22 protein-coding genes are annotated in these 22,582 nt (G+C 56.6%); 20 read left to right on the forward strand and 2 right to left on the reverse strand.

Annotated elements, in window-relative coordinates; genetic code table 11:
• The first annotated feature begins 2 nt into the window (after positions 1-2).
• The 5 genes from lnt (at position 3) to ENTHG_RS09865 (ending at position 5,089) form a co-directional block, all read left to right on the forward strand.
• Positions 3-1,541 (forward strand): apolipoprotein N-acyltransferase, encoded by a 1,539-nt coding sequence (gene lnt / locus ENTHG_RS09845; protein ID WP_044178558.1) that lies wholly within the window; start codon positions 3-5, stop codon positions 1,539-1,541.
• A gap of 343 nt (positions 1,542-1,884) precedes the next feature.
• Entirely contained in the window at positions 1,885-2,793 is a 909-nt protein-coding gene (locus ENTHG_RS09850) for an amino acid ABC transporter substrate-binding protein (RefSeq protein ID WP_044178561.1), read from the forward strand.
• 156 nt (positions 2,794-2,949) lie between these two features.
• The gene (gene gltJ / locus ENTHG_RS09855) at positions 2,950-3,690 is read left to right on the forward strand and encodes a glutamate/aspartate ABC transporter permease GltJ (RefSeq protein ID WP_044178565.1); all 741 of its coding nucleotides are present in this window, start codon (positions 2,950-2,952) and stop codon (positions 3,688-3,690) included.
• On the forward strand, positions 3,690-4,364 hold the full coding sequence (gene gltK / locus ENTHG_RS09860; RefSeq protein WP_044178568.1) for a glutamate/aspartate ABC transporter permease GltK: 675 nt from the start codon (positions 3,690-3,692) through the stop codon (positions 4,362-4,364). The genes gltJ and gltK overlap by 1 nt, the downstream gene beginning before the upstream one ends.
• Positions 4,364-5,089, forward strand: coding sequence for an amino acid ABC transporter ATP-binding protein (locus ENTHG_RS09865; RefSeq protein WP_044178570.1), 726 nt, complete (start codon positions 4,364-4,366; stop codon positions 5,087-5,089). Before gltK ends, ENTHG_RS09865 begins: the two co-directional genes overlap by 1 nt.
• A gap of 50 nt (positions 5,090-5,139) precedes the next feature.
• Here ENTHG_RS09865 and ENTHG_RS09870 read toward each other — a convergent pair whose 3' ends face one another.
• Positions 5,140-5,622 carry a zinc ribbon-containing protein gene (locus ENTHG_RS09870; protein WP_044178574.1) on the reverse strand — a complete coding sequence of 161 codons (483 nt, stop codon included), beginning with the start codon at positions 5,620-5,622 and terminating at the stop codon, positions 5,140-5,142.
• Positions 5,623-5,847: 225 nt separating this feature from the next.
• Here ENTHG_RS09870 and leuS point away from each other — a divergent pair, with 225 nt between their 5' ends.
• From leuS to nadD, 4 genes are read left to right on the forward strand one after another with little or no spacing between them, the layout of a single operon-like run.
• The gene (leuS, locus tag ENTHG_RS09875; protein WP_044178576.1) at positions 5,848-8,430 is read left to right on the forward strand and encodes a leucine--tRNA ligase; all 2,583 of its coding nucleotides are present in this window, start codon (positions 5,848-5,850) and stop codon (positions 8,428-8,430) included.
• A gap of 14 nt (positions 8,431-8,444) precedes the next feature.
• Entirely contained in the window at positions 8,445-8,993 is a 549-nt protein-coding gene (gene lptE, locus ENTHG_RS09880; RefSeq protein WP_044178578.1) for an LPS assembly lipoprotein LptE, read from the forward strand.
• Positions 8,993-10,024 carry a DNA polymerase III subunit delta gene (gene holA / locus ENTHG_RS09885; protein ID WP_044178580.1) on the forward strand — a complete coding sequence of 344 codons (1,032 nt, stop codon included), beginning with the start codon at positions 8,993-8,995 and terminating at the stop codon, positions 10,022-10,024. The genes lptE and holA overlap by 1 nt, the downstream gene beginning before the upstream one ends.
• Positions 10,017-10,667 carry a nicotinate-nucleotide adenylyltransferase gene (gene nadD / locus ENTHG_RS09890; protein ID WP_044178582.1) on the forward strand — a complete coding sequence of 217 codons (651 nt, stop codon included), beginning with the start codon at positions 10,017-10,019 and terminating at the stop codon, positions 10,665-10,667. Before holA ends, nadD begins: the two co-directional genes overlap by 8 nt.
• Here nadD and cobD read toward each other — a convergent pair.
• Positions 10,642-11,733: a threonine-phosphate decarboxylase CobD gene (gene cobD / locus ENTHG_RS09895; protein ID WP_044178584.1), complete on the reverse strand. Its 1,092-nt coding sequence runs from the start codon at positions 11,731-11,733 to the stop codon at positions 10,642-10,644. The two genes, nadD and cobD, sit on opposite strands and share 26 nt — an antisense overlap.
• A gap of 98 nt (positions 11,734-11,831) precedes the next feature.
• Between cobD and ENTHG_RS09900 the strand changes: the two genes are divergently transcribed.
• From ENTHG_RS09900 to lipA, 11 genes are all read left to right on the forward strand, one after another.
• Positions 11,832-12,443 (forward strand): adenosylcobalamin/alpha-ribazole phosphatase, encoded by a 612-nt coding sequence (locus ENTHG_RS09900; protein ID WP_044178593.1) that lies wholly within the window; start codon positions 11,832-11,834, stop codon positions 12,441-12,443.
• Between the two features lie 240 nt (positions 12,444-12,683).
• On the forward strand, positions 12,684-13,001 hold the full coding sequence (rsfS, locus tag ENTHG_RS09905) for a ribosome silencing factor (protein ID WP_044178595.1): 318 nt from the start codon (positions 12,684-12,686) through the stop codon (positions 12,999-13,001).
• A 3-nt stretch (positions 13,002-13,004) separates the two neighbouring features.
• On the forward strand, positions 13,005-13,472 hold the full coding sequence (rlmH, locus tag ENTHG_RS09910) for a 23S rRNA (pseudouridine(1915)-N(3))-methyltransferase RlmH (RefSeq protein ID WP_014069327.1): 468 nt from the start codon (positions 13,005-13,007) through the stop codon (positions 13,470-13,472).
• Positions 13,473-13,498: 26 nt separating this feature from the next.
• On the forward strand, positions 13,499-15,400 hold the full coding sequence (gene mrdA, locus ENTHG_RS09915; protein ID WP_044178599.1) for a peptidoglycan DD-transpeptidase MrdA: 1,902 nt from the start codon (positions 13,499-13,501) through the stop codon (positions 15,398-15,400).
• A gap of 1 nt (position 15,401) precedes the next feature.
• Positions 15,402-16,514, forward strand: coding sequence for a peptidoglycan glycosyltransferase MrdB (gene mrdB / locus ENTHG_RS09920; RefSeq protein ID WP_044178601.1), 1,113 nt, complete (start codon positions 15,402-15,404; stop codon positions 16,512-16,514).
• Positions 16,515-16,524: 10 nt separating this feature from the next.
• Positions 16,525-17,703 (forward strand): endolytic peptidoglycan transglycosylase RlpA, encoded by a 1,179-nt coding sequence (gene rlpA / locus ENTHG_RS09925; protein ID WP_044178605.1) that lies wholly within the window; start codon positions 16,525-16,527, stop codon positions 17,701-17,703.
• A 137-nt stretch (positions 17,704-17,840) separates the two neighbouring features.
• Positions 17,841-19,052, forward strand: a complete 1,212-nt coding sequence (gene dacA / locus ENTHG_RS09930; RefSeq protein ID WP_044178607.1) for a D-alanyl-D-alanine carboxypeptidase DacA — start codon at positions 17,841-17,843, stop codon at positions 19,050-19,052.
• Positions 19,053-19,155: 103 nt separating this feature from the next.
• Positions 19,156-19,419, forward strand: coding sequence for a DUF493 family protein YbeD (gene ybeD / locus ENTHG_RS09935; RefSeq protein ID WP_017455881.1), 264 nt, complete (start codon positions 19,156-19,158; stop codon positions 19,417-19,419).
• An 86-nt stretch (positions 19,420-19,505) separates the two neighbouring features.
• Positions 19,506-20,147, forward strand: a complete 642-nt coding sequence (lipB, locus tag ENTHG_RS09940) for a lipoyl(octanoyl) transferase LipB (RefSeq protein ID WP_044178609.1) — start codon at positions 19,506-19,508, stop codon at positions 20,145-20,147.
• 300 nt (positions 20,148-20,447) lie between these two features.
• Positions 20,448-21,401 carry a YbeF family transcriptional regulator gene (locus ENTHG_RS09945; RefSeq protein WP_044178613.1) on the forward strand — a complete coding sequence of 318 codons (954 nt, stop codon included), beginning with the start codon at positions 20,448-20,450 and terminating at the stop codon, positions 21,399-21,401.
• Between the two features lie 209 nt (positions 21,402-21,610).
• Positions 21,611-22,576 (forward strand): lipoyl synthase, encoded by a 966-nt coding sequence (gene lipA / locus ENTHG_RS09950; RefSeq protein ID WP_044178620.1) that lies wholly within the window; start codon positions 21,611-21,613, stop codon positions 22,574-22,576.
• Positions 22,577-22,582: the final 6 nt, after the last annotated feature.

Genomic DNA, 22,582 nt, shown 5'->3' on the forward strand with positions numbered 1-22,582 from the left:
AAATGGCATTTGCCCCCCTGCTTGAACGCCAGCGCGTACGGCTGCTGCTGGCGTTACTTTTCGGCGCCAGCGGAACGCTGGCTTTTTCCCCGTATGATATCTGGCCTTTTGCGCTGTTGTCCCTGATGGGGCTGCAGTGGCTGACGCTCAACCGTCGACCGCTGCAGGCGGCGTGGATTGGCTATGCCTGGGGCTTTGGCCTGTTTGGCACCGGCGTTAACTGGGTCTACGTCAGTATCGCGCAGTTCGGCGGCATGCCCGGCTTCGTTAACGTCTTTCTGGTGGTATTGCTGGCGGCCTACCTTTCGCTCTACACCGGCCTGTTCGCCGGGGTGCTGGCACGGTTATGGCCAAAAACCAGCTGGCTGCGGGTGGCCATTGCCGCTCCGGTAGTCTGGCAAATCACCGAGTTTTTACGCGGTTGGGTGCTGACCGGCTTTCCCTGGCTGCAGTTTGGCTACAGTCAGATTGACGGCCCGCTTAAAGGGCTGGCGCCGTTATTTGGCGTTGAGTCGATAACCTTTCTGCTGATGGCGGTAAGCGGCCTGCTGGTGCTGGCGATAACGACGCGCAGCGTGCGCGCGCTGATCGTGGCGCTGGTACTGTTTGCTCTGCCCTTCCCGCTGCGTTATATCCAGTGGTATCAGCTGCTGCCGGAGCGGGCGACAAGAGTGACGCTGGTACAGGGCGACATTCCCCAGTCGATGAAATGGGAAGAGAAGCAGCTGCTGGAGACGTTATCTATCTATCGTAACGCCACCGCACCGGAGCTGGGCAAATCGCAGCTTATCATCTGGCCGGAATCGGCTATCTCCGATCTGGAAATTAACCAGCAGCCGTTCCTGGAAGAGACGGACCGCCTCCTGCGCGACCATGACACCACCCTTATTACCGGGGTGGTGGACGCGCGTCTGAACCGGGAAAACCGTTACGACACCTACAATACGATTATCACGCTGGGTAAAGAGAGCCCGTACAGCTACGACTCCACTAACCGCTATAACAAAAACCACCTGGTGCCGTTTGGCGAGTTTGTGCCGCTGGAGTCCATTCTGCGTCCGCTGGCCCCCTTCTTCGACCTGCCGATGTCCTCTTTCAGCCGTGGCCCGTATGTTCAGCCGCAGCTGCTGGCGCACGGTTATAAGCTGACGCCCGCCATCTGCTACGAAATCATCCTTGGCGAACAGGTGCGGGATAATTTCCGCCCGGACACCGATTTCCTGCTGACCATCTCTAACGATGCCTGGTTTGGTAAATCCATCGGCCCGTGGCAGCATTTCCAGATGGCGCGGATGCGGTCGCTGGAGCTGGCGCGCCCCCTGCTGCGCAGCACCAACAACGGCATTACGGCGGTAATCGGCCCGCAGGGTGACATCCAGTCGATGATTCCCCAGTTTAGCCGTCAGGTACTGACCAGCGAAGTGACGCCGACCCGAGGGCTGACGCTCTATGCCCGTCTGGGTCACTGGCCGCTGTGGCTGTTTACCGCCCTGCTGGGCTTTGCGGCTGTCATTATGAGCCTGCGCCAGCGCCGTTCTTAACGCCCTTCTCCCGGCGCCCCTGTGCGCCGGGCTACCCTTCCATTCTGGCACGCCTCTTGCTTTATACATTCAGAGATAACGCATTTAGCTTAACGTGCAACCCGGTCGCACCAAAGGGGATCGCGGGTAGCACCAAAACGGTGCAATGTAAGATTTTTGCCTTTAAACGGTGCGGCGCACTTCGCAAAAACAAACAATAACGCAGCAAAATCTTTACATTAAGCCAAACTAAATGCTAACAAACGCATACAACACTGCACGGATGTGCAGCAGGATATAAAAACACAACACACACTCACACGGGTATCAATGCGTCTCTGGCGCGACGATGAAGGAGTTGGATATGCAATTACGTAAACTGGCCACAGCAATGCTGGTGATGGGAATGACAGCCGGTGTGGCGCATGCCGAAGATGCCGCCCCTGCCGCAGGCAGCACCCTGGACAAAATTGCCAAAAACGGCGTGATCGTGGTTGGGCATCGTGAATCTTCCGTGCCGTTCTCTTACTACGATAACCAGCAGAAGGTCGTGGGCTACTCTCAGGACTATTCAAACGCTATCGTTGAAGCGGTGAAGAAAAAGCTCAACAAACCTGACCTGCAGGTCAAACTGATTCCTATCACCTCGCAAAACCGTATTCCGCTGCTGCAAAACGGCACCTACGATTTTGAGTGCGGCTCGACCACCAACAACCTTGAGCGCCAGAAACAGGCTGCCTTCTCCGACACGATTTTTGTGGTTGGTACCCGTCTGCTGACCAAAAAAGGCGGCGACATTAAAGATTTCGCCGATCTGAAAGGCAAAGCGGTGGTGGTGACCTCCGGGACAACCTCTGAAATTCTGCTGCACAAGCTGAACGACGAGAAGAAAATGGACATGCGCATCATCAGCGCCAAAGACCATGGCGACTCTTTCCGCACGCTGGAAAGCGGCCGCGCCGTGGCCTTTATGATGGATGACGCCCTGCTGGCGGGCGAGCGCGCGAAGGCGAAGAAAGCGGACAACTGGGACATCGTCGGCACAGCGCAGTCGAAAGAAGCTTACGGCTGTATGCTGCGTAAAGACGATACCGACTTTAAAAAGCTGATCGACGATACCATCGCCCAGGCGCAAACCTCCGGCGAAGCGGCGAAGTGGTTTGACAAGTGGTTCAAAAACCCGATTCCGCCCAAAAACCTTAACCTGAACTTCGAGCTTTCCGACGATATGAAAGCGCTGTTCAAAGAACCGAATGACAAGGCACTTAACTAATTAAAACAACGGGGCGGGACCTCCTGCCCTCTCGATTGTAGAAGCAGCGCGGACAGACTATACGCTGACGGGTCGTTCCCCCGTCGACGCGAACACAGGCTCTTCACACAATCTTCGAGGGTAGCGCTGCTACCCTTTTTTTTCTGGAGTAGATTTATGTCCATAGACTGGAACTGGGGAATTTTTCTGCAACAAGCCCCGTTCGGCAACACCACCTATCTTGGCTGGCTATGGAGCGGCTTTCAGGTCACCGTCGCCTTATCGATTACGGCCTGGATTATCGCTTTTCTGGTTGGCTCCCTGTTCGGCATCCTGCGCACGGTTCCTAATCGTTTCTTATCCGGCATCGGCACGCTGTATGTAGAGCTGTTTCGTAACGTCCCGCTGATCGTCCAGTTCTTTACCTGGTATCTGGTCGTACCGGAACTGCTGCCGGAAGATCTGGGCATGTGGTTCAAAGCGGAACTGGACCCGAATATTCAGTTCTTCCTCTCATCCATGATCTGCCTGGGCTTGTTCACCGCCGCGCGCGTGTGCGAACAGGTTCGCGCCGCGATTCAGTCGCTGCCGCGCGGGCAGAAAAACGCGGCGCTGGCGATGGGGCTGACGCTGCCGCAGGCGTACCGTTACGTTCTGCTGCCGAACGCCTACCGGGTGATTGTGCCGCCGATGACCTCGGAGATGATGAACCTGGTAAAGAACTCGGCTATCGCCTCAACCATCGGTCTGGTGGACATGGCGGCGCAGGCGGGCAAATTGCTTGACTACTCCGCCCATGCCTGGGAATCCTTTACCGCGATCACCATCGCCTATGTGATCATTAACGCCATCATTATGCTGGTGATGAACCTGGTCGAGCGCAAAGTGCGCCTGCCGGGCAATATGGGGGGCAAATAATGTACGAGTTCGACTGGAGTTCTATCGTACCTTCCCTGCCCTACCTGATGGCAGGGCTGGTCGTTACCTTAAAAATCACCGTTACCGCCATTATTATCGGTATCGTCTGGGGCACGCTGCTGGCGGTAATGCGCCTCTCCAGCTTTACCCCGCTGGCGTGGTTTGCGAAAGCGTATGTGAACGTTTTCCGCTCTATCCCGCTGGTCATGGTGCTGCTATGGTTCTACCTGATTGTGCCGGGCTTTCTGCAAAACGTGCTGGGACTGTCGCCGAAAAGCGATATCCGTCTGATCTCCGCGATGGTCGCATTCTCGATGTTCGAAGCCGCCTACTATTCGGAAATCATCCGCGCCGGTATCCAGAGCATCTCCCGCGGGCAGTCGAGCGCCGCGCTGGCGCTGGGCATGACCCACTGGCAGTCAATGAAACTGATCATCCTGCCGCAGGCCTTCAGGGCCATGGTGCCGCTGCTGCTTACGCAGGGTATCGTTCTGTTCCAGGATACGTCGCTGGTGTATGTGTTAAGCCTGGCGGACTTCTTCCGCACCGCCTCCACCATTGGCGAACGCGACGGCACCCAGGTTGAGATGATCCTGTTTGCCGGCGCCGTCTATTTTGTTATTAGCCTGAGCGCGTCGTTGTTGGTCAGCTATCTGAAAAGAAGGACTGTGTAATGATTTCCCTGAAAAACGTTTCAAAATGGTATGGTCACTTTCAGGTGCTGACCGACTGCTCAACCGAAGTGAAAAAAGGCGAAGTGGTGGTAGTGTGCGGGCCGTCCGGCTCGGGTAAATCCACCCTTATTAAAACGGTTAACGGCCTGGAGCCGGTGCAGAAAGGGGAAATTATCGTTAATGGCACCACCGTCAATGATAAAAAAACCAATCTGGCGAAGCTGCGCTCCCATGTCGGCATGGTGTTCCAGCATTTCGAGCTGTTTCCCCACCTGTCAATTATTGAAAACCTGACGCTGGCGCAGGTTAAAGTGCTTAAGCGCGATAAAGCCGCCGCGCGTGAAAAGGGGCTCAAGCTACTGGAGCGGGTTGGCTTATCCGCCCATGCCAATAAGTTTCCGGCGCAGCTCTCCGGCGGCCAGCAGCAGCGTGTGGCTATCGCCCGCGCCCTGTGCATGGACCCGGTGGCGATGCTGTTTGACGAACCCACTTCCGCTCTTGACCCGGAGATGATCAACGAGGTGCTGGATGTGATGGTCGAGCTGGCTAACGAAGGCATGACCATGATGGTAGTCACCCACGAAATGGGCTTCGCCCGCAAGGTAGCCAGCCGGGTTATCTTTATGGATGAAGGCAAAATCGTAGAAGACTCCGCCAAAGAAGAGTTTTTCGCTAATCCTAAATCGGAACGTGCGAAAGATTTCCTCGCTAAAATCCTTCATTAATGGTCTGCGGCGCGCAATGTTGCGCGCCGCGCTTCCTTTGACGCCGTCCATTACGGCTCAAATGGCCTTCTCTGAAACTGACTGTGGCCGCATTTCGGGCACAGCGGCAGCACATCCGGGGTATAGATAGCCAGGTGGAAGTGGCACTTTTCGCATACCAGGTTGCCAAGCCCTACTACTTCACCGCTGTGATAGACGCCGTGGTGATTAAGATCCTGGAACACCTCCCGCCACTCCAGCTGGGTTTTATCGGTAATATCCGCCAGCTCCTGCCAGAGGCTCTCCTTAATGACGCGCATAAACACGCCGTCGGTGACCTCTTCATGGCTCTCCTGGTAGCTGCGAGCAAACTCCTCCAGATCCCGGCGTACCGCACGCGTCAGCTCGTCGACCTCGGTACGCGTTAACTCCCCGGTCTGGCTTACCCGCAGGCGCGCCTGTTCCACTAACGCGTCGATATCCCTGTCGCCGTTACGCAGGCGTTCAGTCAGTGTCGCGACCAGTTCGCGATAATATTGAGCAACCTTGTTCATCGTATCCTCTCCCGGGTGGTTAACCTGTTCTAATAGTAGACGTTATTTCCCTGTCGCTTTGTCAATTACGCCACACTCCTGGTAAATTACCGTCGGGGCTTTTGCGGGACTTAATGTGTGAAAAGCTGTTTTGGCGGTAGCGTTTGGGCTATGCTATGCGGATCTGAAAAACCACGTTAAAACGCTACATTTGTAGCTGTATCGAAAACAGGACTACTGGCTGCCATGCAAGAGCAATACCGCCCGGAAGAGATAGAATCCAAAGTACAGCTTCACTGGGAAGAGAAGCGCACCTTCGAAGTAACTGAAGACGAGAGCAAAGAGAAGTATTACTGCCTGTCGATGCTTCCCTATCCTTCTGGTCGCCTACACATGGGCCATGTGCGCAACTACACCATTGGCGATGTGATCTCCCGCTACCAGCGTATGCTGGGCAAAAACGTGCTGCAGCCTATCGGCTGGGACGCATTCGGTCTGCCTGCGGAAGGGGCAGCGGTGAAAAACAACACCGCGCCAGCGCCGTGGACCTATGACAACATCGCCTACATGAAAAACCAGCTCAAAATGCTGGGCTTCGGCTATGACTGGAGCCGCGAGCTGGCGACCTGCACCCCGGAATACTACCGCTGGGAACAGAAATTCTTCACCGAGCTGTATAAGAAAGGGCTGGTCTACAAAAAGACCTCCGCGGTGAACTGGTGCCCGAATGACCAGACTGTCCTTGCTAACGAGCAGGTTATCGACGGCTGCTGCTGGCGCTGCGACACCAAAGTTGAGCGTAAAGAGATCCCGCAGTGGTTTATTAAAATCACCGCCTACGCCGATGAGCTGCTCAACGATCTCGATCATATGGATCAGTGGCCTGACACGGTTAAAACCATGCAGCGCAACTGGATCGGTCGTTCCGAAGGCGTGGAAATCACCTTCGACGTTAAAGACTACGACAACACCCTGACCGTTTATACCACCCGTCCGGACACCTTTATGGGTGCGACCTACCTGGCGGTTGCCGCAGGTCACCCGCTGGCGCAGAAAGCGGCGGCGAACAACCCGGCGCTGGCGGCCTTTATCGACGAGTGCCGCAACACCAAAGTGGCCGAAGCCGACATGGCGACCATGGAGAAAAAAGGCGTCGACACCGGCTTTAAAGCGGTACACCCGCTGACCGGTGAAGAGATCCCGGTCTGGGCGGCGAACTTCGTCCTGATGGAGTACGGCACCGGCGCGGTAATGGCCGTACCGGGCCACGATCAGCGCGACTATGAGTTCGCCACCAAATACGGCCTGACGATTAAGCCGGTTATTCTGGCGGCTGATGGTTCTGAACCCGATCTGTCAGAGCAGGCGCTGACTGAAAAAGGCGTACTGTTCAACTCCGGCGAGTTTGACGGTCTGGATTTTGAAGCCGGTTTCAACGCCATCGCCGACAAACTGGCGGCTAAAGGCGTGGGCGAGCGTAAAATTAACTACCGCCTGCGTGACTGGGGCGTCTCCCGCCAGCGCTACTGGGGCGCGCCGATCCCGATGGTCACCCTGGAAGACGGCACGGTAATACCGACGCCAGAAGATCAGCTGCCGGTGATCCTGCCGGAAGACGTGGTGATGGATGGCATCACCAGCCCGATCAAAGCCGATCCTGAGTGGGCGAAAACCACCGTTAACGGCCAGCCTGCGCTGCGCGAAACCGACACCTTCGACACCTTTATGGAGTCCTCCTGGTACTACGCGCGCTACACCTGCCCGCAGTATCAGGAAGGCATGCTGGATTCCGACGCCGCCAACTACTGGCTGCCGGTGGATATCTACATCGGCGGTATCGAACACGCCATCATGCACCTGCTCTACTTCCGCTTCTTCCACAAGCTGATGCGCGACGCGGGCATGGTCAACTCTGACGAGCCGGCGAAACAGCTGCTGTGCCAAGGCATGGTGCTGGCGGACGCCTTCTACTACGTCGGCGAAAACGGCGAGCGTAACTGGGTTTCACCGAAAGAGGCCATCGTTGAGCGCGACGAGAAAGGCCGTATCGTGAAGGCGAAAGACGCGGCGGGCCATGAGCTGGTGTACACCGGCATGAGCAAAATGTCGAAATCGAAAAATAACGGTATCGACCCGCAGGAGATGGTTGAGCGTTACGGCGCGGACACCGTCCGTCTGTTTATGATGTTCGCCTCCCCAGCCGATATGACGCTGGAGTGGCAGGAGTCCGGCGTGGAAGGGGCTAACCGCTTCCTGAAACGCGTCTGGAAACTGGTTTACGAGCACACCTCGCAGGGCGACGCGCCGGCGCTGAACGCCGATGCGCTGAGCGAAGATCAGAAAGCGCTGCGCCGCGATGTTCACAAAACGATCGCCAAAGTGACCGATGATATTGGTCGTCGTCAGACCTTCAACACCGCGATTGCGGCTATTATGGAACTGATGAACAAACTGGCGAAAGCGCCGCAGGAAGGCGAGCAGGATCGCGCGCTGATGCGTGAAGCGCTGCTGGCGGTCGTGCGGATGCTTAACCCGTTCACCCCGCACGTCAGCTTTACCCTATGGCAGGAGCTGAAAGGCGAAGGCGATATTGATAACGCGCCGTGGCCGGTTGCCGATGAAGCTGCCATGATTGAAAACACCACCCTGGTGGTAGTGCAGGTGAATGGCAAGGTGCGCGGAAAAATCACCGTGGCAATCGATGCGACCGAAGAACAGGTCCGCGAGCGCGCGGGGCAAGAGCACCTGGTCGCAAAATATCTTGAGGGCGTTACCGTACGTAAAGTCATTTACGTACCGGGCAAACTGCTCAATCTGGTCGTTGGCTAAGCGCGGGAGGAAGCGTGCGACATCTGGCAACATGGTTGTTATCTCTGGCGGTGCTTCTCACCGCCGGGTGCGGCTGGCATCTGCGTAACACGACGCAGGTGCCGGACGAGATGAAAACAATGATCTTCGATTCCGGGGATCCGAACGGCCCGCTCAGCCGCGCCGTGCGTAACCAGCTGCGCCTTAACGGCGTTGAACTGGTGGAAAAAGGATCGCTGCGCCAGGATGTGCCCTCGCTTCGCCTGGGTAATGCCGTCTTTGCGCGCGATACGGCGTCCATTTTCCAGGATGGCCGCACGGCGGAATATCAAATGGTACTGACGGTAAGCGCCAGCGTATTGATCCCGGGTCACGATATCTACCCCATCAACACCAAGGTCTACCGTTCATTCTTTGATAACCCGCAGACCGCGCTGGCGAAAGATGCGGAGCAGGACATGATCATGCAGGAGATGTACGACAAAGCGGCAGAGCAGCTGATTCGTAAACTCCCAAGCGTGCATGCGGCGGAGGTCGAAAAAACGTCGACATCGCCACGCGCTTCCACCACGACGAGTAACTGATGCTCAGGTTGTATCCTGAACAGCTCCGCGCGCAGCTCAACGAAGGGCTGCGCGCGGCCTATTTATTACTCGGCAACGACCCGCTTTTGCTGCAGGAGAGCCAGGACGCCGTTCGGCAGGCCGCCGCAAAAGAGGGGTTTTCAGAACATCATGCTTTTACGCTCGACGCCACCACAGACTGGGACAGCATCTACTCCATCTGTCAGGCGCTGAGCCTCTTCGCCAGTCGGCAGATTCTCTCCTTACAGCTACCGGAAAACGGCCCCAACGCTGCGCTTCATGAACGGCTGGCTACGCTTGTGAGCCTGCTGCATGACGATTTGCTGCTGATTGTGCGTGGTAATAAGCTGACCAAAGCCCAGGAAAATGCCGCCTGGTTTACGTCGCTGAATAACCGCTCCGTCGCGGTCAGCTGCCAGACGCCCGAACAGGCTAACCTGCCCCGCTGGGTTGCCGCCCGCGCAAAGCAGAATAACCTGCAGCTTGATGACGCCGCCTGCCAGCTGCTTTGCTACTGCTATGAGGGTAACCTGCTGGCCGCAGCCCAGGCGCTGGAGCGGCTGGCGCTGCTCTTCCCTGACGGCAAGCTCACCCTGCCCAGAGTAGAACAGGCGGTTAACGACGCGGCGCACTTTACCCCCTTCCACTGGACGGACGCCCTTCTCGCCGGCAAAAGCAAACGCGCGCTGCATATTTTGCAGCAGCTCAGGCTGGAGGGCTGCGAGCCGATCATTTTATTGCGCACCCTGCAACGTGAACTGACGTTACTGCTGTCGCTCAAGCGCGAGTCGGCGCGCACCCCGCTACGGGCGCTGTTTGATAAACATCGCGTCTGGCAAAACCGCCGCGGCATCATGGGCGAAGCGCTCCAGCGCCTGAGCCCGGAACAGCTGCGTCAGGCCGTTCATCTGCTGGCCCGCACCGAGCTTATTGTGAAACAGGATTTTGGTCAGTCAGTATGGGCCGAGCTGGAAGGGCTTTCTCTGCTACTCTGTCATAAGGCACTGGCAGACGTTTTTATTGATGGGTGATATGAATCAATTGCAGGCACTGTTTGGCGGCACCTTTGATCCTGTTCATTATGGCCATTTGAAACCGGTAGAGGCGCTGGCCAACCAGATTGGCCTCTCCCGCGTTATCATTATGCCAAATAATGTGCCGCCCCATCGTCCGCAGCCTGAGGCCACCAGCGCCCAGCGTAAAAAGATGGTGGAACTGGCGATTAGCGACAAGCCGCTGTTTACCCTTGATGAGCGTGAACTGCTGCGCGATACGCCCTCTTACACCGCTCAGACGCTGCGGACATGGCGGGAAGAGCAGGGCCCGACGCGCCCGCTGGCGTTTATTATCGGCCAGGACTCTTTACTCACCTTCCCCACCTGGCACGACTACGACACCATTCTGGATAACAGCCATCTTATTGTCTGCCGCCGCCCGGGCTACCCGCTCACCATGCAAGAAGAGGCGCACCAGCAGTGGCTGGAAGCGCATCTGACGCATAACGTCGAGGAGCTGCACACCCGGCCCGCCGGTAAAATCCTGCTGGCCGAGACGCCGTGGTTTAATATTTCCGCGACGCTTATCCGCGAGCGGCTGGAAAAGGGCGAAAGCTGCGACGACATGCTGCCCGCCGCCGTTCTCGATTACATCAGGCAACAGGGACTCTATTGCTGAGCACCGCCTGCAGGGCGCGGATAAGCCGGTCGTTTTCCTGCGCGCTGCGGATCGCCACCCGATAGTAGCGGCCATCAAGCCCCGGATAGTTTGCACAGCTGCGAATCAGGATATGCTCTCGCAGTAGCGCCTGCTGCAAATCGAACCCCGCGTCACAGCGTAAAAACAGGTAGTTAGCCTGACCGGGCCAGACTCTCAGTCCCGGCATCGCCTGCAGCGCGGCAAGCAATCGCGGCCCTTCCGTGCGCAGCCACTGCCAGCAGGCCTGCTGATACGCTTTATCCTGCAACACCACCTCCCCCGCCAGGGCGGCAAAGGCGTTGATCGTCCAGGGCATCTGCGCTCTGCGCATCTTTTCAACGCTGCTGACATCGCTGCCGATCAGATAGCCCAGGCGCAGCCCCGGAATGGCATAGAACTTGGTCAGCGAGCGCAGCACCCAGACATGCGGGTTCGCCGCAAGATGGGGAATAAACCCTTCGCGGTCGCAAAGAAAATCCATAAATGCTTCATCGAGTACCAGCGTAATGCCCCGCTGCCCACAGCGGGCGGCAATGGCCTGCAACAGCGCCTCGTCGGGCAACAGGCCCGTGGGATTATTGGGGGTACAGAGAAACAGGCAATCGACACCGCCGGTAAGCGCATCAAGGATTGCCTCAGTAAGCTGCCAGCCGTCCTCTTCGCGCAGGGCGTAATCGACAATATCGCACCCCGCCAGGGACAGCGCGCGCCGGTACTCCGCAAAGCCCGGCGTGACCAGCATCGCCCGGCGCGGGGCCAGCGCGTTAACCAGCGCGAAAATGGACTCCGTTTCGCCATTTCCCGCCAGCAGCCACTCAACGGGAACATGATGGTGGGCCGCCAGCGTCTGGTGCAGCTGCTGATACTCCGGGTCGGGATAGCGTTCGGCCACGGAGAAGTTCTCACCCAGCGCCTGACGCAGCGACGCGGGCATCCCCGCCGGGTTGATGTTGGCGCTGAAATCCAGCAGATCTTCCGCCTCGATGCCTAACATTGCCGCGGCCTCACGAATATTGCCGCCGTGCGCGCTGTGAAATAAAGCCATCTTCCGCTCCATGCAAAAGCGGCTATTTTAAACGAAAACGCATCGGGAATATGGATGCGATGATAAACTTCCAGCACAAACTCTGACGGGAGAAGGCAATGCGACTCTGGCTGATTCGACATGGTGAAACCGAGGCGAATGTCGCCGGTCTTTATAGCGGGCACTCGCCTACCGCGCTAACGGCAAAAGGCATCCGCCAGGCGCAAACGCTCCATCACCTGCTACGGGAAGTGCCGTTTGACAGGGTAATGTGCAGCGAACTGGAGCGGGCCGGGCGCACCGCAGAACTGGTCTTAGAGGGGCACGAGATTGCCACCGATACCACCCCGCTTCTTAACGAAATGTTTTTTGGCGACTGGGAGATGCGCCACCACCGCGATTTGGTGGAGGAAGACCCGGAAAGCTATGCCGCCTGGTGCGCCGACTGGCAAAACGCCATCCCCACCAATGGCGAAGGTTTTCAGGCCTTTTCCGCCCGCGTGCAACGCTTTATTGACCAGCTCGCTGACCTGCATACCCACCAGAACCTGCTGATTGTCAGCCATCAGGGGGTACTTAGCCTGATGATTGCGAAACTGCTGCAAATGCCCGCCGCCTCGCTGTGGCATTTTCGCGTCGATCAGGGAACGTGGAGCGCCATTGACATTCATGACGGCTTCGCCACGCTGCGCGTATTAAATAGCCGCGCGGCCTGGCAACAGGAGGATTAAAAGCGGTCTGTCACCGCCCCGGTCATTGACAGCCGCGGACAGGCTGCTATTCTCCGCACCGCTCTTCAGGCCTTGCAGAAATTGTTTTACAAAAATGGCGATGCATTCTCACCCGCGGGGTGGGATGATAGCCCACTTTTGCAAAGCCGGGGCGGACATTTGTCCCGACAAATGCTGCGCTTTAGGTATAATGTCAGGCTGTTTATTTTCACTGTCTCTTAATTCACCCAGGGGGAACACTTGCAGGGTAAAGCACTCCAGGATTTTGTAATCGACAAAATTGATGACCTGAAAGGTCAGGACATCGTTGCGTTAGACGTTCACGGTAAATCCAGTATCACCGACTGTATGATCATCTGCACCGGCACGTCCACGCGCCACGTGATGTCTATCGCAGACCATGTGGTTCAGGAATCCCGCGCGGCGGGTATGTTGCCGCTCGGCGTTGAGGGCGAAAATGCCGCCGACTGGATCGTCGTGGATTTAGGCGATGTCATGGTTCACGTCATGCAGGAAGAGAGTCGTCGCCTGTATGAACTGGAAAAACTCTGGGGCTGATGCGTGAAGCTGCAACTGGTCGCCGTCGGCACTAAAATGCCGGACTGGGTACAGACGGGCTTCACGGAATATCTGCGTCGCTTTCCTAAAGATATGCCTTTTGAGCTGGTGGAAATCCCCGCCGGCAAACGCGGCAAGAACGCGGATATCAAGCGTATCCTCGAAAAAGAGGGTGAACTGATGCTGGCTGCGGCAGGCAAAAATCGCATCGTCACTCTCGATATACCGGGCAAGCCCTGGGATACGCCGCAGCTGGCGCACGAGCTGGAACGCTGGAAGCAGGACGGTCGGGACGTCAGCCTGCTGATTGGCGGCCCCGAAGGGTTATCCCCCGCCTGCAAAGCAGCGGCGGAACAGAGCTGGTCGCTCTCTGCGTTAACGCTTCCTCACCCGCTGGTGCGCGTGCTGGTTGCGGAAAGCCTCTATCGCGCATGGAGTATCACGACCAACCATCCTTATCATCGTGAGTAATGACCACCAGGTAACCTAAGCAGCGGATGAAATTACAGAATTCTTTTCGCGACTATTCGGCTGAGTCTGCGCTGTTTGTGCGCCGGGCCCTCGTCGCTTTTGCCGGGATTTTGCTGCTCACCGGCGTGCTGATAGCCAATCTCTACAATTTGCAGATTGTTCGTCACGCTGACTACCAGACTCGCTCGAACGAAAACCGTATTAAGCTGGTGCCGATCGCGCCCAGCCGCGGCATCATTTACGATCGTAACGGCACCCCGCTGGCGCTTAACCGCACGATTTATCAGATTGAAATGATGCCGGAGAAGGTCGACAACGTCGAACAGACCCTCAACGCCCTGCGCGAGGTGGTCGATCTGACCGATGATGATATCGCCACATTCAAAAAAGAGCGTTCCCGCTCGCACCGTTTTACCTCTATTCCGGTAAAAACCAACCTGACCGAAGTGCAGGTCGCGCGTTTCGCCGTTAACCAGTACCGTTTTCCCGGCGTGGAAGTAAAAGGCTACAAGCGCCGCTACTACCCGTTTGGCTCCGCCCTGACCCATGTCATCGGCTACGTCTCCAAAATTAACGATAAGGACGTCGAGCGACTGGATAAAGAGGGAAAACTGGCCAACTACGCCGCGACCCATGATATCGGTAAGCTGGGTATTGAACGCTACTATGAAGACATACTGCACGGCCAGACCGGCTATGAAGAGGTTGAAGTCAACAACCGTGGCCGGGTGATCCGCCAGCTTAAAGAGGTGCCGCCGCAGGCCGGTCACGATATCTATCTGACCGTCGATCTGAAACTGCAACAGTATATCGAAACGCTGCTGCAGGGCAGCCGCGCCGCGGTGGTGGTCACCGACCCGCGGACGGGGGCGATTCTGGCGCTGGTCTCAACGCCGAGCTATGACCCTAACCTGTTTGTGGACGGTATCTCCAGCAAAGACTATAACGCCCTGCTTAGCGACCCCAATACGCCGCTGGTTAACCGCGCGACGCAGGGGGTCTACCCTCCGGCCTCGACGGTAAAACCGTATGTCGCCGTTTCGGCGCTGAGCGCCGGGGTTATCACCCGCAATACCACGCTGTTTGACCCCGGCTGGTGGCAGCTTCCCGGTTCCGAGAAGCGCTATCGTGACTGGAAGAAGTGGGGCCACGGTCGTCTGAACGTGACCAAATCGCTGGAAGAGTCCGCAGATACCTTCTTCTACCAGGTCGCCTACGATATGGGGATCGACCGGCTCTCCGAATGGCTGAGCAAGTTTGGCTACGGCCACTATACGGGGATCGATCTCTCCGAAGAGCGCTCAGGGAACATGCCCACGCGGGAATGGAAGCTCAAGCGCTTTAAAAAGCCGTGGTATCAGGGCGATACCATCCCGGTCGGCATCGGTCAGGGCTACTGGACCGCCACGCCGGTGCAGATGAATAAAGCCATGATGATCCTGATTAATGACGGCATCGTTAAAGTGCCGCATTTGCTGATGAGCACCATGGAAGACGGCAAACAGGTGCCGTGGCAGCAGCCCCAGCAGAAACCGGTCGGCGATATCCACTCCGGCTTCTGGGAGATTGCCAAAGACGGCATGTATGGCGTGGCCAACCGCGCCAACGGCACCGGGCATAAATATTTTGCGAGCGCGCCATATAAGATTGCCGCTAAGTCGGGGACCGCGCAGGTCTTCGGCCTGAAGGCGAACGAGACCTATAACGCGCACCGTATCGCTGAGCGCCTGCGCGACCATAAGCTGATGACCGCGTTCGCCCCTTATGACAACCCGCAGGTGGCGGTCGCCATGATCCTTGAGAACGGCGGCGCAGGTCCGGCGGTGGGGACTATCATGCGCCAGATCCTCGACCATATTATGCTTGGCGATAACAACACAGACCTGCCGGCGGAAAACCCGGCGGCCACCGCGGCAGAGGACCAATAACATGACGGATAATCCGAACAAAAAATCGTTCTGGGATAAGATCCACATCGATCCGGCGTTTCTGCTGATCGTGCTGGCGCTGCTGATTTACAGCGCGTTGGTTATCTGGAGCGCCAGCGGCCAGGATATCGGCATGACCGAGCGTAAAGTCGGCCAGATAGCCATGGGGCTTATCGCTATGGTGGTGCTGGCGCAGGTGCCGCCGCGAGTCTATGAAGGCTGGGCGCCCTATCTGTACGTCTTCTGCGTGATATTACTGGTGGCGGTGGACGCCTTCGGGGCGATATCCAAAGGGGCGCAGCGCTGGCTTGATTTGGGCGTAGTGCGTTTCCAGCCGTCGGAGATCGCCAAAATCGCCGTGCCTTTAATGGTCGCTCGCTTTATTAACCGCGACGTCTGCCCGCCTTCGCTGAAAAATACCGGTATTGCGCTGGTGCTGATATTTATGCCGACGCTGCTGGTCGCGGCGCAACCGGACCTGGGTACGGCGATTCTGGTCGCGCTCTCCGGCCTTTTCGTGCTGTTTTTATCCGGCCTGAGCTGGCGGTTAATCGGCGTTGCGGTACTGCTGGTGGCAGCGTTTATCCCGATACTCTGGTTCTTCCTGATGCACGATTATCAGCGCCAGCGCGTGATGATGCTGCTTGACCCGGAAACCGATCCGCTGGGAGCGGGCTATCATATTATTCAGTCGAAAATCGCTATCGGCTCCGGCGGCCTGCGCGGTAAAGGCTGGCTGCACGGCACGCAGTCGCAGCTGGAATTTTTACCGGAACGTCATACCGACTTTATTTTTGCCGTACTGGCCGAAGAGCTGGGGCTGGTGGGGATTCTGGTTCTGCTGGCGCTCTACCTGCTGCTGATTATGCGCGGCCTGTGGATAGCGGCCCGGGCGCAAACCACCTTTGGCCGGGTCATGGCAGGCGGTTTGATGTTGATTTTATTCGTTTATGTATTCGTAAATATTGGTATGGTGAGTGGTATTCTGCCGGTGGTGGGCGTTCCGCTGCCGCTGGTGAGCTACGGGGGTTCGGCCCTGATCGTGCTGATGGCCGGGTTTGGGATTGTTATGTCGATCCATACCCACAGGAAGATGTTATCAAAAAGCGTATAAGAGGTGCGCAATGCGAAAGCAATGGCCAGGTGTCTGTATAGCAGCACTGTTTCTGGCGTCATGTACAACGGATGATGTTCAGCAACAGACGATGGTTGCGCCGCCTGCAGCGGTGTGTAACGGTCCGGTCGTTGAAATCAGCGGCGCGGAGCCCCGTTTCGAGACGCTAAATCCTTCCGTTAACCAGGATTACGAACGCGACGGCAAGCGTTATCAAATTGTGCAGGACCCGTCCCGATTCAGTCAGGCGGGGTTCGCGGCCATTTATGACGCCGAGCCAGGCAGCAATCTGACCGCGTCCGGTGAAGCGTTCGATCCGACGCAGATCACCGCCGCGCATCCAACGCTGCCCATTCCCAGCTATGCGCGTATCACCAACCTGGCCAACGGCCGGATGATCGTCGTGCGTATCAACGATCGCGGCCCTTACGGCAACGATCGCGTTATTTCGTTATCACGGGCCGCCGCCGATCGCCTGAACACCTCCAATAACACCAAAGTGCGCATCGACCCGATTATCGTCGCGCAGGATGGTACCCTGTCAGGCCCGGGCACCGCCTGTACGACCATTGCGAAACAGACCTATGCGCTGCCGGCGCGCCCGGATCTGGGCAACGGCATGGCGCAGCCGGTACAGATGCAACCTATCGACCAGGCGCAGCCTGCCGCCGTTCCGGCAGCCCAGCCGCAAGCCGATGTACACGCCATTAGCGATGATACGCTGAAAACCGACGCCTCCGGCGCAGCCCCTGCCAGCAGCGGCGGCTTCCTGGGCGCCCCGGCTCCCCTCGCCAACGGCGTCCTGGAAGGCAGCGAAGCGCCAGCGGCGCAGCCCGCCACGCCGGACGCCGCCGTACAACCAGCGGCTCAGCCGGTAGCCGCGCCGACGCGCGCAACGCCGGTCACCGCCCCCGGCTCCGTTCAGGGTAGCGTCCCCGGCGCGGCGCAGCCTGCCGCCGCCAGCGGCAGCTATATGGTGCAGGTCGGCGCAGTTAGCGACCAGGCCCGCGCCCAGCAGTATCAACAACGCCTTGCCCAGCAGTTTTCTGTACCGGGTCGGGTGACGCAAAACGGCGCGGTGTGGCGCATTCAGCTTGGCCCGTTCAGCAGCAAAGCGGACGCCAGCGCGCTCCAGCAACGCCTGCAAAACGAAGCGCAGCTCCAGTCGTTCGTCACCAGCGCGCAATAACAGAAAGGCACCTGATTTTGTAATTTTGTGTAAAGCACATTAACAAAGTCATGCGGAAAGTCAGGTGCCTGCCAGTGTCGCCTTTGTTATAGTAAGGCACTTTTTTTAACTCCATCACGGATGTCGTTGTTCAGACCATGAAGACCACTTTCTCCGTTCGTTTTATACAGCGCCTGGCGCTCACCACGGCTCTGGCCGCAGCGTCCCTTGGCGTCGCTCACGCCGATGACCTCAATATCAAAACCATGATTCCCGGCGCGCCGCAAATTGACGCCGAATCCTGGATCCTTATCGATTACAACTCCGGCAAGGTGCTGGCAGAGCAGAACGCTGATTCCCGCCGCGATCCGGCGAGCCTGACCAAAATGATGACCAGCTATGTCATCGGCCAGGCGATGAAAGCGGGTAAATTCAAAGAGAGCGATCTGGTCACGATTGGTAATGACGCCTGGGCGACCGGCAACCCGGTGTTCCGCGGCTCTTCGCTGATGTTCCTGAAGCCAGGCATGCAGGTGCCGGTATCGCAGCTGATTCGCGGCATTAACTTACAGTCCGGCAATGACGCCTGCGTGGCGATGGCGGATTTTGTTGCCGGCAGCCAGGACGCGTTTGTCAGCCTGATGAACAACTACGTCAACGCGCTGGGGCTTAAGAACTCCCACTTCCAGACCGTACATGGTCTTGATGCCGACGGGCAGTACAGTTCCGCTCGTGATATGGCGCTGATCGGCCAGGCGCTGATTCGTGACGTCCCCAACGAATACTCCATCTACAAAGAGAAAGAGTTCACCTTCAACGGCATCCGCCAGATGAACCGCAACGGCCTGCTGTGGGATAACAGCCTGAACGTTGACGGGATTAAAACCGGCCACACGGAAAGAGCAGGTTACAACCTGGTCGCCTCGGCGACAGAAGGCCAGATGCGCCTGATCTCCGCGGTGATGGGCGGCAGAACCTTCAAAGGACGCGAAGCCGAAAGCAAGAAACTGCTGACCTGGGGTTTCCGCTTCTTTGAAACCGTTAACCCGCTGAAAGCGGGCAAAGAGTTCGCCTCTGAACCCGCCTGGTTTGGCGACAGCGATCGCGCCTCGCTGGGCGTGGACAAAGATGTCTACCTGACCATTCCCCGTGGCCGGATGAAAGATCTGAAAGCGAGCTACGTGTTAACCACCAGCGAACTGCACGCGCCGCTGCAGAAAAACCAGGTGGTAGGGACTATCAACTTCCAGCTTGACGGTAAAACCATTGAGCAGCGCCCGCTGGTGGTGCTGCAGCAGATCGAAGAAGGCAACTTCTTCGGCAAAATCATCGACTATATCAAGCTGATGTTCCACCACTGGTTCGGCTAAAAAATGAACACTTGAAAGTGTGATTTCCGTCCCCATATACTAAGCATCTCAAAAAACTCCTGCTCTTGTGGCAGGAGTTATTATTTTTTACGCCGGAGCTAACATGAAAACCAATCTCAAAGAACTGCTTGAATTCCCCACCCCCTTTACTTACAAAGTGATGGGTCTGGCGAAGCCGGAGCTGGTTGATCTGGTGGTGGAAGTGGTACAGCGCCATGCGCCCGGTGATTACTCGCCACAGGTTAAACCGAGCAGCAAAGGCAATTACCATTCCGTCTCTATCACCATCAATGCCACCCATATTGAGCAGGTTGAGACACTGTACGAAGAGTTAGGCAATATCGAAATCGTTCGTATGGTGCTGTAATCGTAAGGGGTTGCCAGGCCGCTGGTCGGGCAACGCCCTCTCTGTGATATACTCCCCTCACCTTTTCCTCTCCCGGAGATGCTGTTTTGTCTCAGGATAAAATCCTAATTCGTAATCTCGGCCTGCAGCCTTACGAGCCTGTGTCGCAGGCTATGCATGATTTTACCGACACCCGCACCGATGCCACCCCCGATGAAATCTGGCTGGTGGAGCACTATCCTGTTTTCACCCAGGGTCAGGCGGGCAAAGCTGAACATGTGCTTGCCGCTGGCGATATTCCGGTGATCCAGAGCGACCGCGGTGGCCAGGTGACCTACCATGGCCCCGGTCAGCAGGTGATGTACCTGCTGATCAACCTTAAGCGCCGCAAGCTTGGCGTGCGGGAACTCGTCACCCTGCTGGAACAAACGGTCATTAACACGCTGGGTGAACAGGGCGTCGAAGCCCGTGCCCGCGCGGATGCGCCCGGCGTTTACGTTCAGGAAAAGAAAATCTGTTCGCTGGGGTTACGTATCCGTAAAGGCTGCTCATTTCATGGGCTGGCGCTGAATATCAACATGGATCTCACCCCTTTTTTACGCATAAATCCTTGTGGGTATGCGGGGATGGAAATGACCCAGCTCAGTCATTTTCAGCCTGATGTGAATATGGACAAAATAAGAGCACAGTTAATAAGTAATATTTTAGCACTGCTAAACTATCCACCTCATGAATATATTGATGCTTAATATATAATGTATAGCGGCCTGGAATTTAACCGGGCCGTTATATATTTGCTACATCAATCCTTTACAACCACTGCTGTATTCTCTATTTTCAAATTACCTGCCCGTCTGCTTTATTCGCCGCTGCCGTGCCTGAGCGCGGAAGCATATTGCGTATATTCAGACCTGATTTAAGCTGCAAATGACATCATTCTGGAAAATCCCTCTGGCATGCTAGTGAAGAGGGTTTGGCTTAAATTTTTCATGATCGTAAAAAATAATTTCAACTATCATTCATGATGTGAATGATTACGAGGTACAAGCGTGGATTATAATAGCCTGCCGGAAAAGCGCGTAGCGGAACGCCCAGAGGAAGATAAACCGCAAATATTTCGAACGTTACGCAATATTGATCTCAACTTACTGACCATTTTCGAGGCAGTATATGTACATAAAGGAATCGTCAACGCCGCCCGAGTGCTTAATCTCACCCCTTCCGCAATAAGCCAGTCCATTCAAAAATTACGAACAATATTTCCCGATCCGCTTTTTATCCGTAAGGGTCAGGGGGTAACGCCCACCGCCTATGCGTCGCATCTGCACGAGTATATCAGCCAGGGTTTAGAGTCTATCCTGGGCGCGCTCGACCTGACGGGCAGCTACGATAAGCAGCGCACGATCACCATCGGCACCCCGCCTTCGCTGGGCGCAATCGTCATCCCCGTCATCTGGCAGGCGATCAAAGAAAGCGCGCCGCACCTGGTGATGCGCAATATTCCCATTCATGACGTGGAGAACCAGCTCGGGCAGTTTCAGACGGACCTGATTATCGATACCCACATTCCCACCACCCGCACGCTGAACCATCACGCGCTTTATACCGATCGACTGATGCTGGTCTGCCGGGAAGGCCACCCGTGCCTGGGCTCCACCATTAATGAAGATGTGCTACAGCATTACGAACATACCGTGCTGATGCTTGAAGGGCAGAATCTGAGCGGGCTGCGCCAGCGTATGCAGGATCTCTTTCCCGACCGTCAGGTGAGCTTTAGCAGTTACAATATGTTTACCATTGCCGCACTGATTGGCAACAGCGATCTGCTGGGACTGATGCCTACCCGCTTGTTCAAGTTATTCAGCGGTTGTTGGCCTCTTGTGGAAATCGATTTCCCTCCGGTCAGCAACGAACGGCTGGATATCTCGCTGTATTATAACAAGTTAAGTTTGCGCGATCCGGTGCTGGAAAACGTGATTAACGTCATTCGCCGCGCATTCTAACCTCTGTGCAGGCCTGGCAAACCCGCTAACATGCGTTGGGCATTTGGTGCAAAACAACAACTATTTTACATTTTGCCCGGTTGTCAGGCTGCTTTCTCCCCGCTTTCAGTGGTATACTGCACCCCATGAATTCAAAAATAGTTGATAAATACAACATTCCCTTGAATTAAAAAGCTTACTTCGTTATCCGCAACTGGAACACGCACGCTATGAGTAAACCCATTGTGATGGAACGCGGTGTTAAATACCGCGATGCCGATAAAATGGCGCTAATCCCGGTTAAAAACGTGGCAACAGAGCGCGAAGCCCTGTTGAGAAAACCGGAATGGATGAAAATCAAACTGCCGGCAGACTCCTCCCGCATTCAGGGCATTAAAGCCGCAATGCGCAAAAACGGGCTGCATTCGGTATGCGAAGAGGCGTCCTGCCCGAACCTGGCGGAGTGTTTCAACCACGGCACCGCAACCTTTATGATCCTCGGCGCTATCTGTACCCGCCGCTGTCCGTTCTGCGATGTCGCGCACGGTCGCCCCGTGGCGCCCGATGCCAATGAACCGGCTAAACTTGCGCAGACGATTGCCGATATGGGCCTGCGTTATGTGGTTATCACGTCGGTTGACCGTGACGATCTGCGCGACGGCGGCGCTCAGCACTTCGCTGACTGCATCACCGCCATCCGTGAAAAGAGCCCGTCCATCAAAATTGAGACCCTGGTACCGGACTTCCGTGGCCGTATGGACCGCGCGCTGGATATCCTTACCGTAACGCCGCCGGATGTCTTCAACCATAACCTGGAGAACGTACCGCGTATCTATCGTCAGGTGCGTCCGGGGGCGGATTACAACTGGTCGCTGAAATTACTGGAACGCTTTAAAGAAGCGCACCCGGATATTCCCACCAAGTCAGGTCTGATGGTTGGCCTGGGCGAAACCAATGCGGAAATCGTTGAGGTAATGCGCGATCTGCGCCGTCATGGCGTCACTATGCTTACGCTGGGTCAGTACCTGCAGCCAAGCCGCCACCACCTGCCGGTGCAGCGCTATGTCAGCCCGGAAGAGTTCGATGAGATGAAAGAAGAGGCGCTGGCAATGGGCTTTACCCATGCGGCATGCGGCCCGTTCGTGCGTTCTTCTTACCACGCCGATCTGCAGGCCAAAGGGATGGAAGTGAAGTAGTCGCTG

This window comes from Phytobacter massiliensis JC163, assembly GCF_000321045.1.
Taxonomy (GTDB): Bacteria; Pseudomonadota; Gammaproteobacteria; order Enterobacterales; family Enterobacteriaceae; genus Phytobacter_A; species Phytobacter_A massiliensis.

Bases quoted from the DNA above. Each gene is read 5' to 3' on its own strand.
- rlpA (WP_044178605.1), top strand. From the start codon at position 16,525: ATGCGAAAGCAATGGCCAGGTGTCTGTATAGCAGCACTGTTTCTGGCG.
- ENTHG_RS09865 (WP_044178570.1), top strand. From the start codon at position 4,364: ATGATTTCCCTGAAAAACGTTTCAAAATGGTATGGTCACTTTCAGGTG.
- lnt (WP_044178558.1), top strand. From the start codon at position 3: ATGGCATTTGCCCCCCTGCTTGAACGCCAGCGCGTACGGCTGCTGCTG.
- gltJ (WP_044178565.1), top strand. From the start codon at position 2,950: ATGTCCATAGACTGGAACTGGGGAATTTTTCTGCAACAAGCCCCGTTC.
- dacA (WP_044178607.1), top strand. From the start codon at position 17,841: ATGAAGACCACTTTCTCCGTTCGTTTTATACAGCGCCTGGCGCTCACC.
- cobD (WP_044178584.1), bottom strand. From the start codon at position 11,733: ATGGCTTTATTTCACAGCGCGCACGGCGGCAATATTCGTGAGGCCGCG.
- nadD (WP_044178582.1), top strand. From the start codon at position 10,017: ATGGGTGATATGAATCAATTGCAGGCACTGTTTGGCGGCACCTTTGAT.
- lipA (WP_044178620.1), top strand. From the start codon at position 21,611: ATGAGTAAACCCATTGTGATGGAACGCGGTGTTAAATACCGCGATGCC.
- leuS (WP_044178576.1), top strand. From the start codon at position 5,848: ATGCAAGAGCAATACCGCCCGGAAGAGATAGAATCCAAAGTACAGCTT.
- holA (WP_044178580.1), top strand. From the start codon at position 8,993: ATGCTCAGGTTGTATCCTGAACAGCTCCGCGCGCAGCTCAACGAAGGG.
- ybeD (WP_017455881.1), top strand. From the start codon at position 19,156: ATGAAAACCAATCTCAAAGAACTGCTTGAATTCCCCACCCCCTTTACT.
- ENTHG_RS09850 (WP_044178561.1), top strand. From the start codon at position 1,885: ATGCAATTACGTAAACTGGCCACAGCAATGCTGGTGATGGGAATGACA.
- gltK (WP_044178568.1), top strand. From the start codon at position 3,690: ATGTACGAGTTCGACTGGAGTTCTATCGTACCTTCCCTGCCCTACCTG.
- mrdB (WP_044178601.1), top strand. From the start codon at position 15,402: ATGACGGATAATCCGAACAAAAAATCGTTCTGGGATAAGATCCACATC.
- mrdA (WP_044178599.1), top strand. From the start codon at position 13,499: ATGAAATTACAGAATTCTTTTCGCGACTATTCGGCTGAGTCTGCGCTG.
- ENTHG_RS09870 (WP_044178574.1), bottom strand. From the start codon at position 5,622: ATGAACAAGGTTGCTCAATATTATCGCGAACTGGTCGCGACACTGACT.
- ENTHG_RS09900 (WP_044178593.1), top strand. From the start codon at position 11,832: ATGCGACTCTGGCTGATTCGACATGGTGAAACCGAGGCGAATGTCGCC.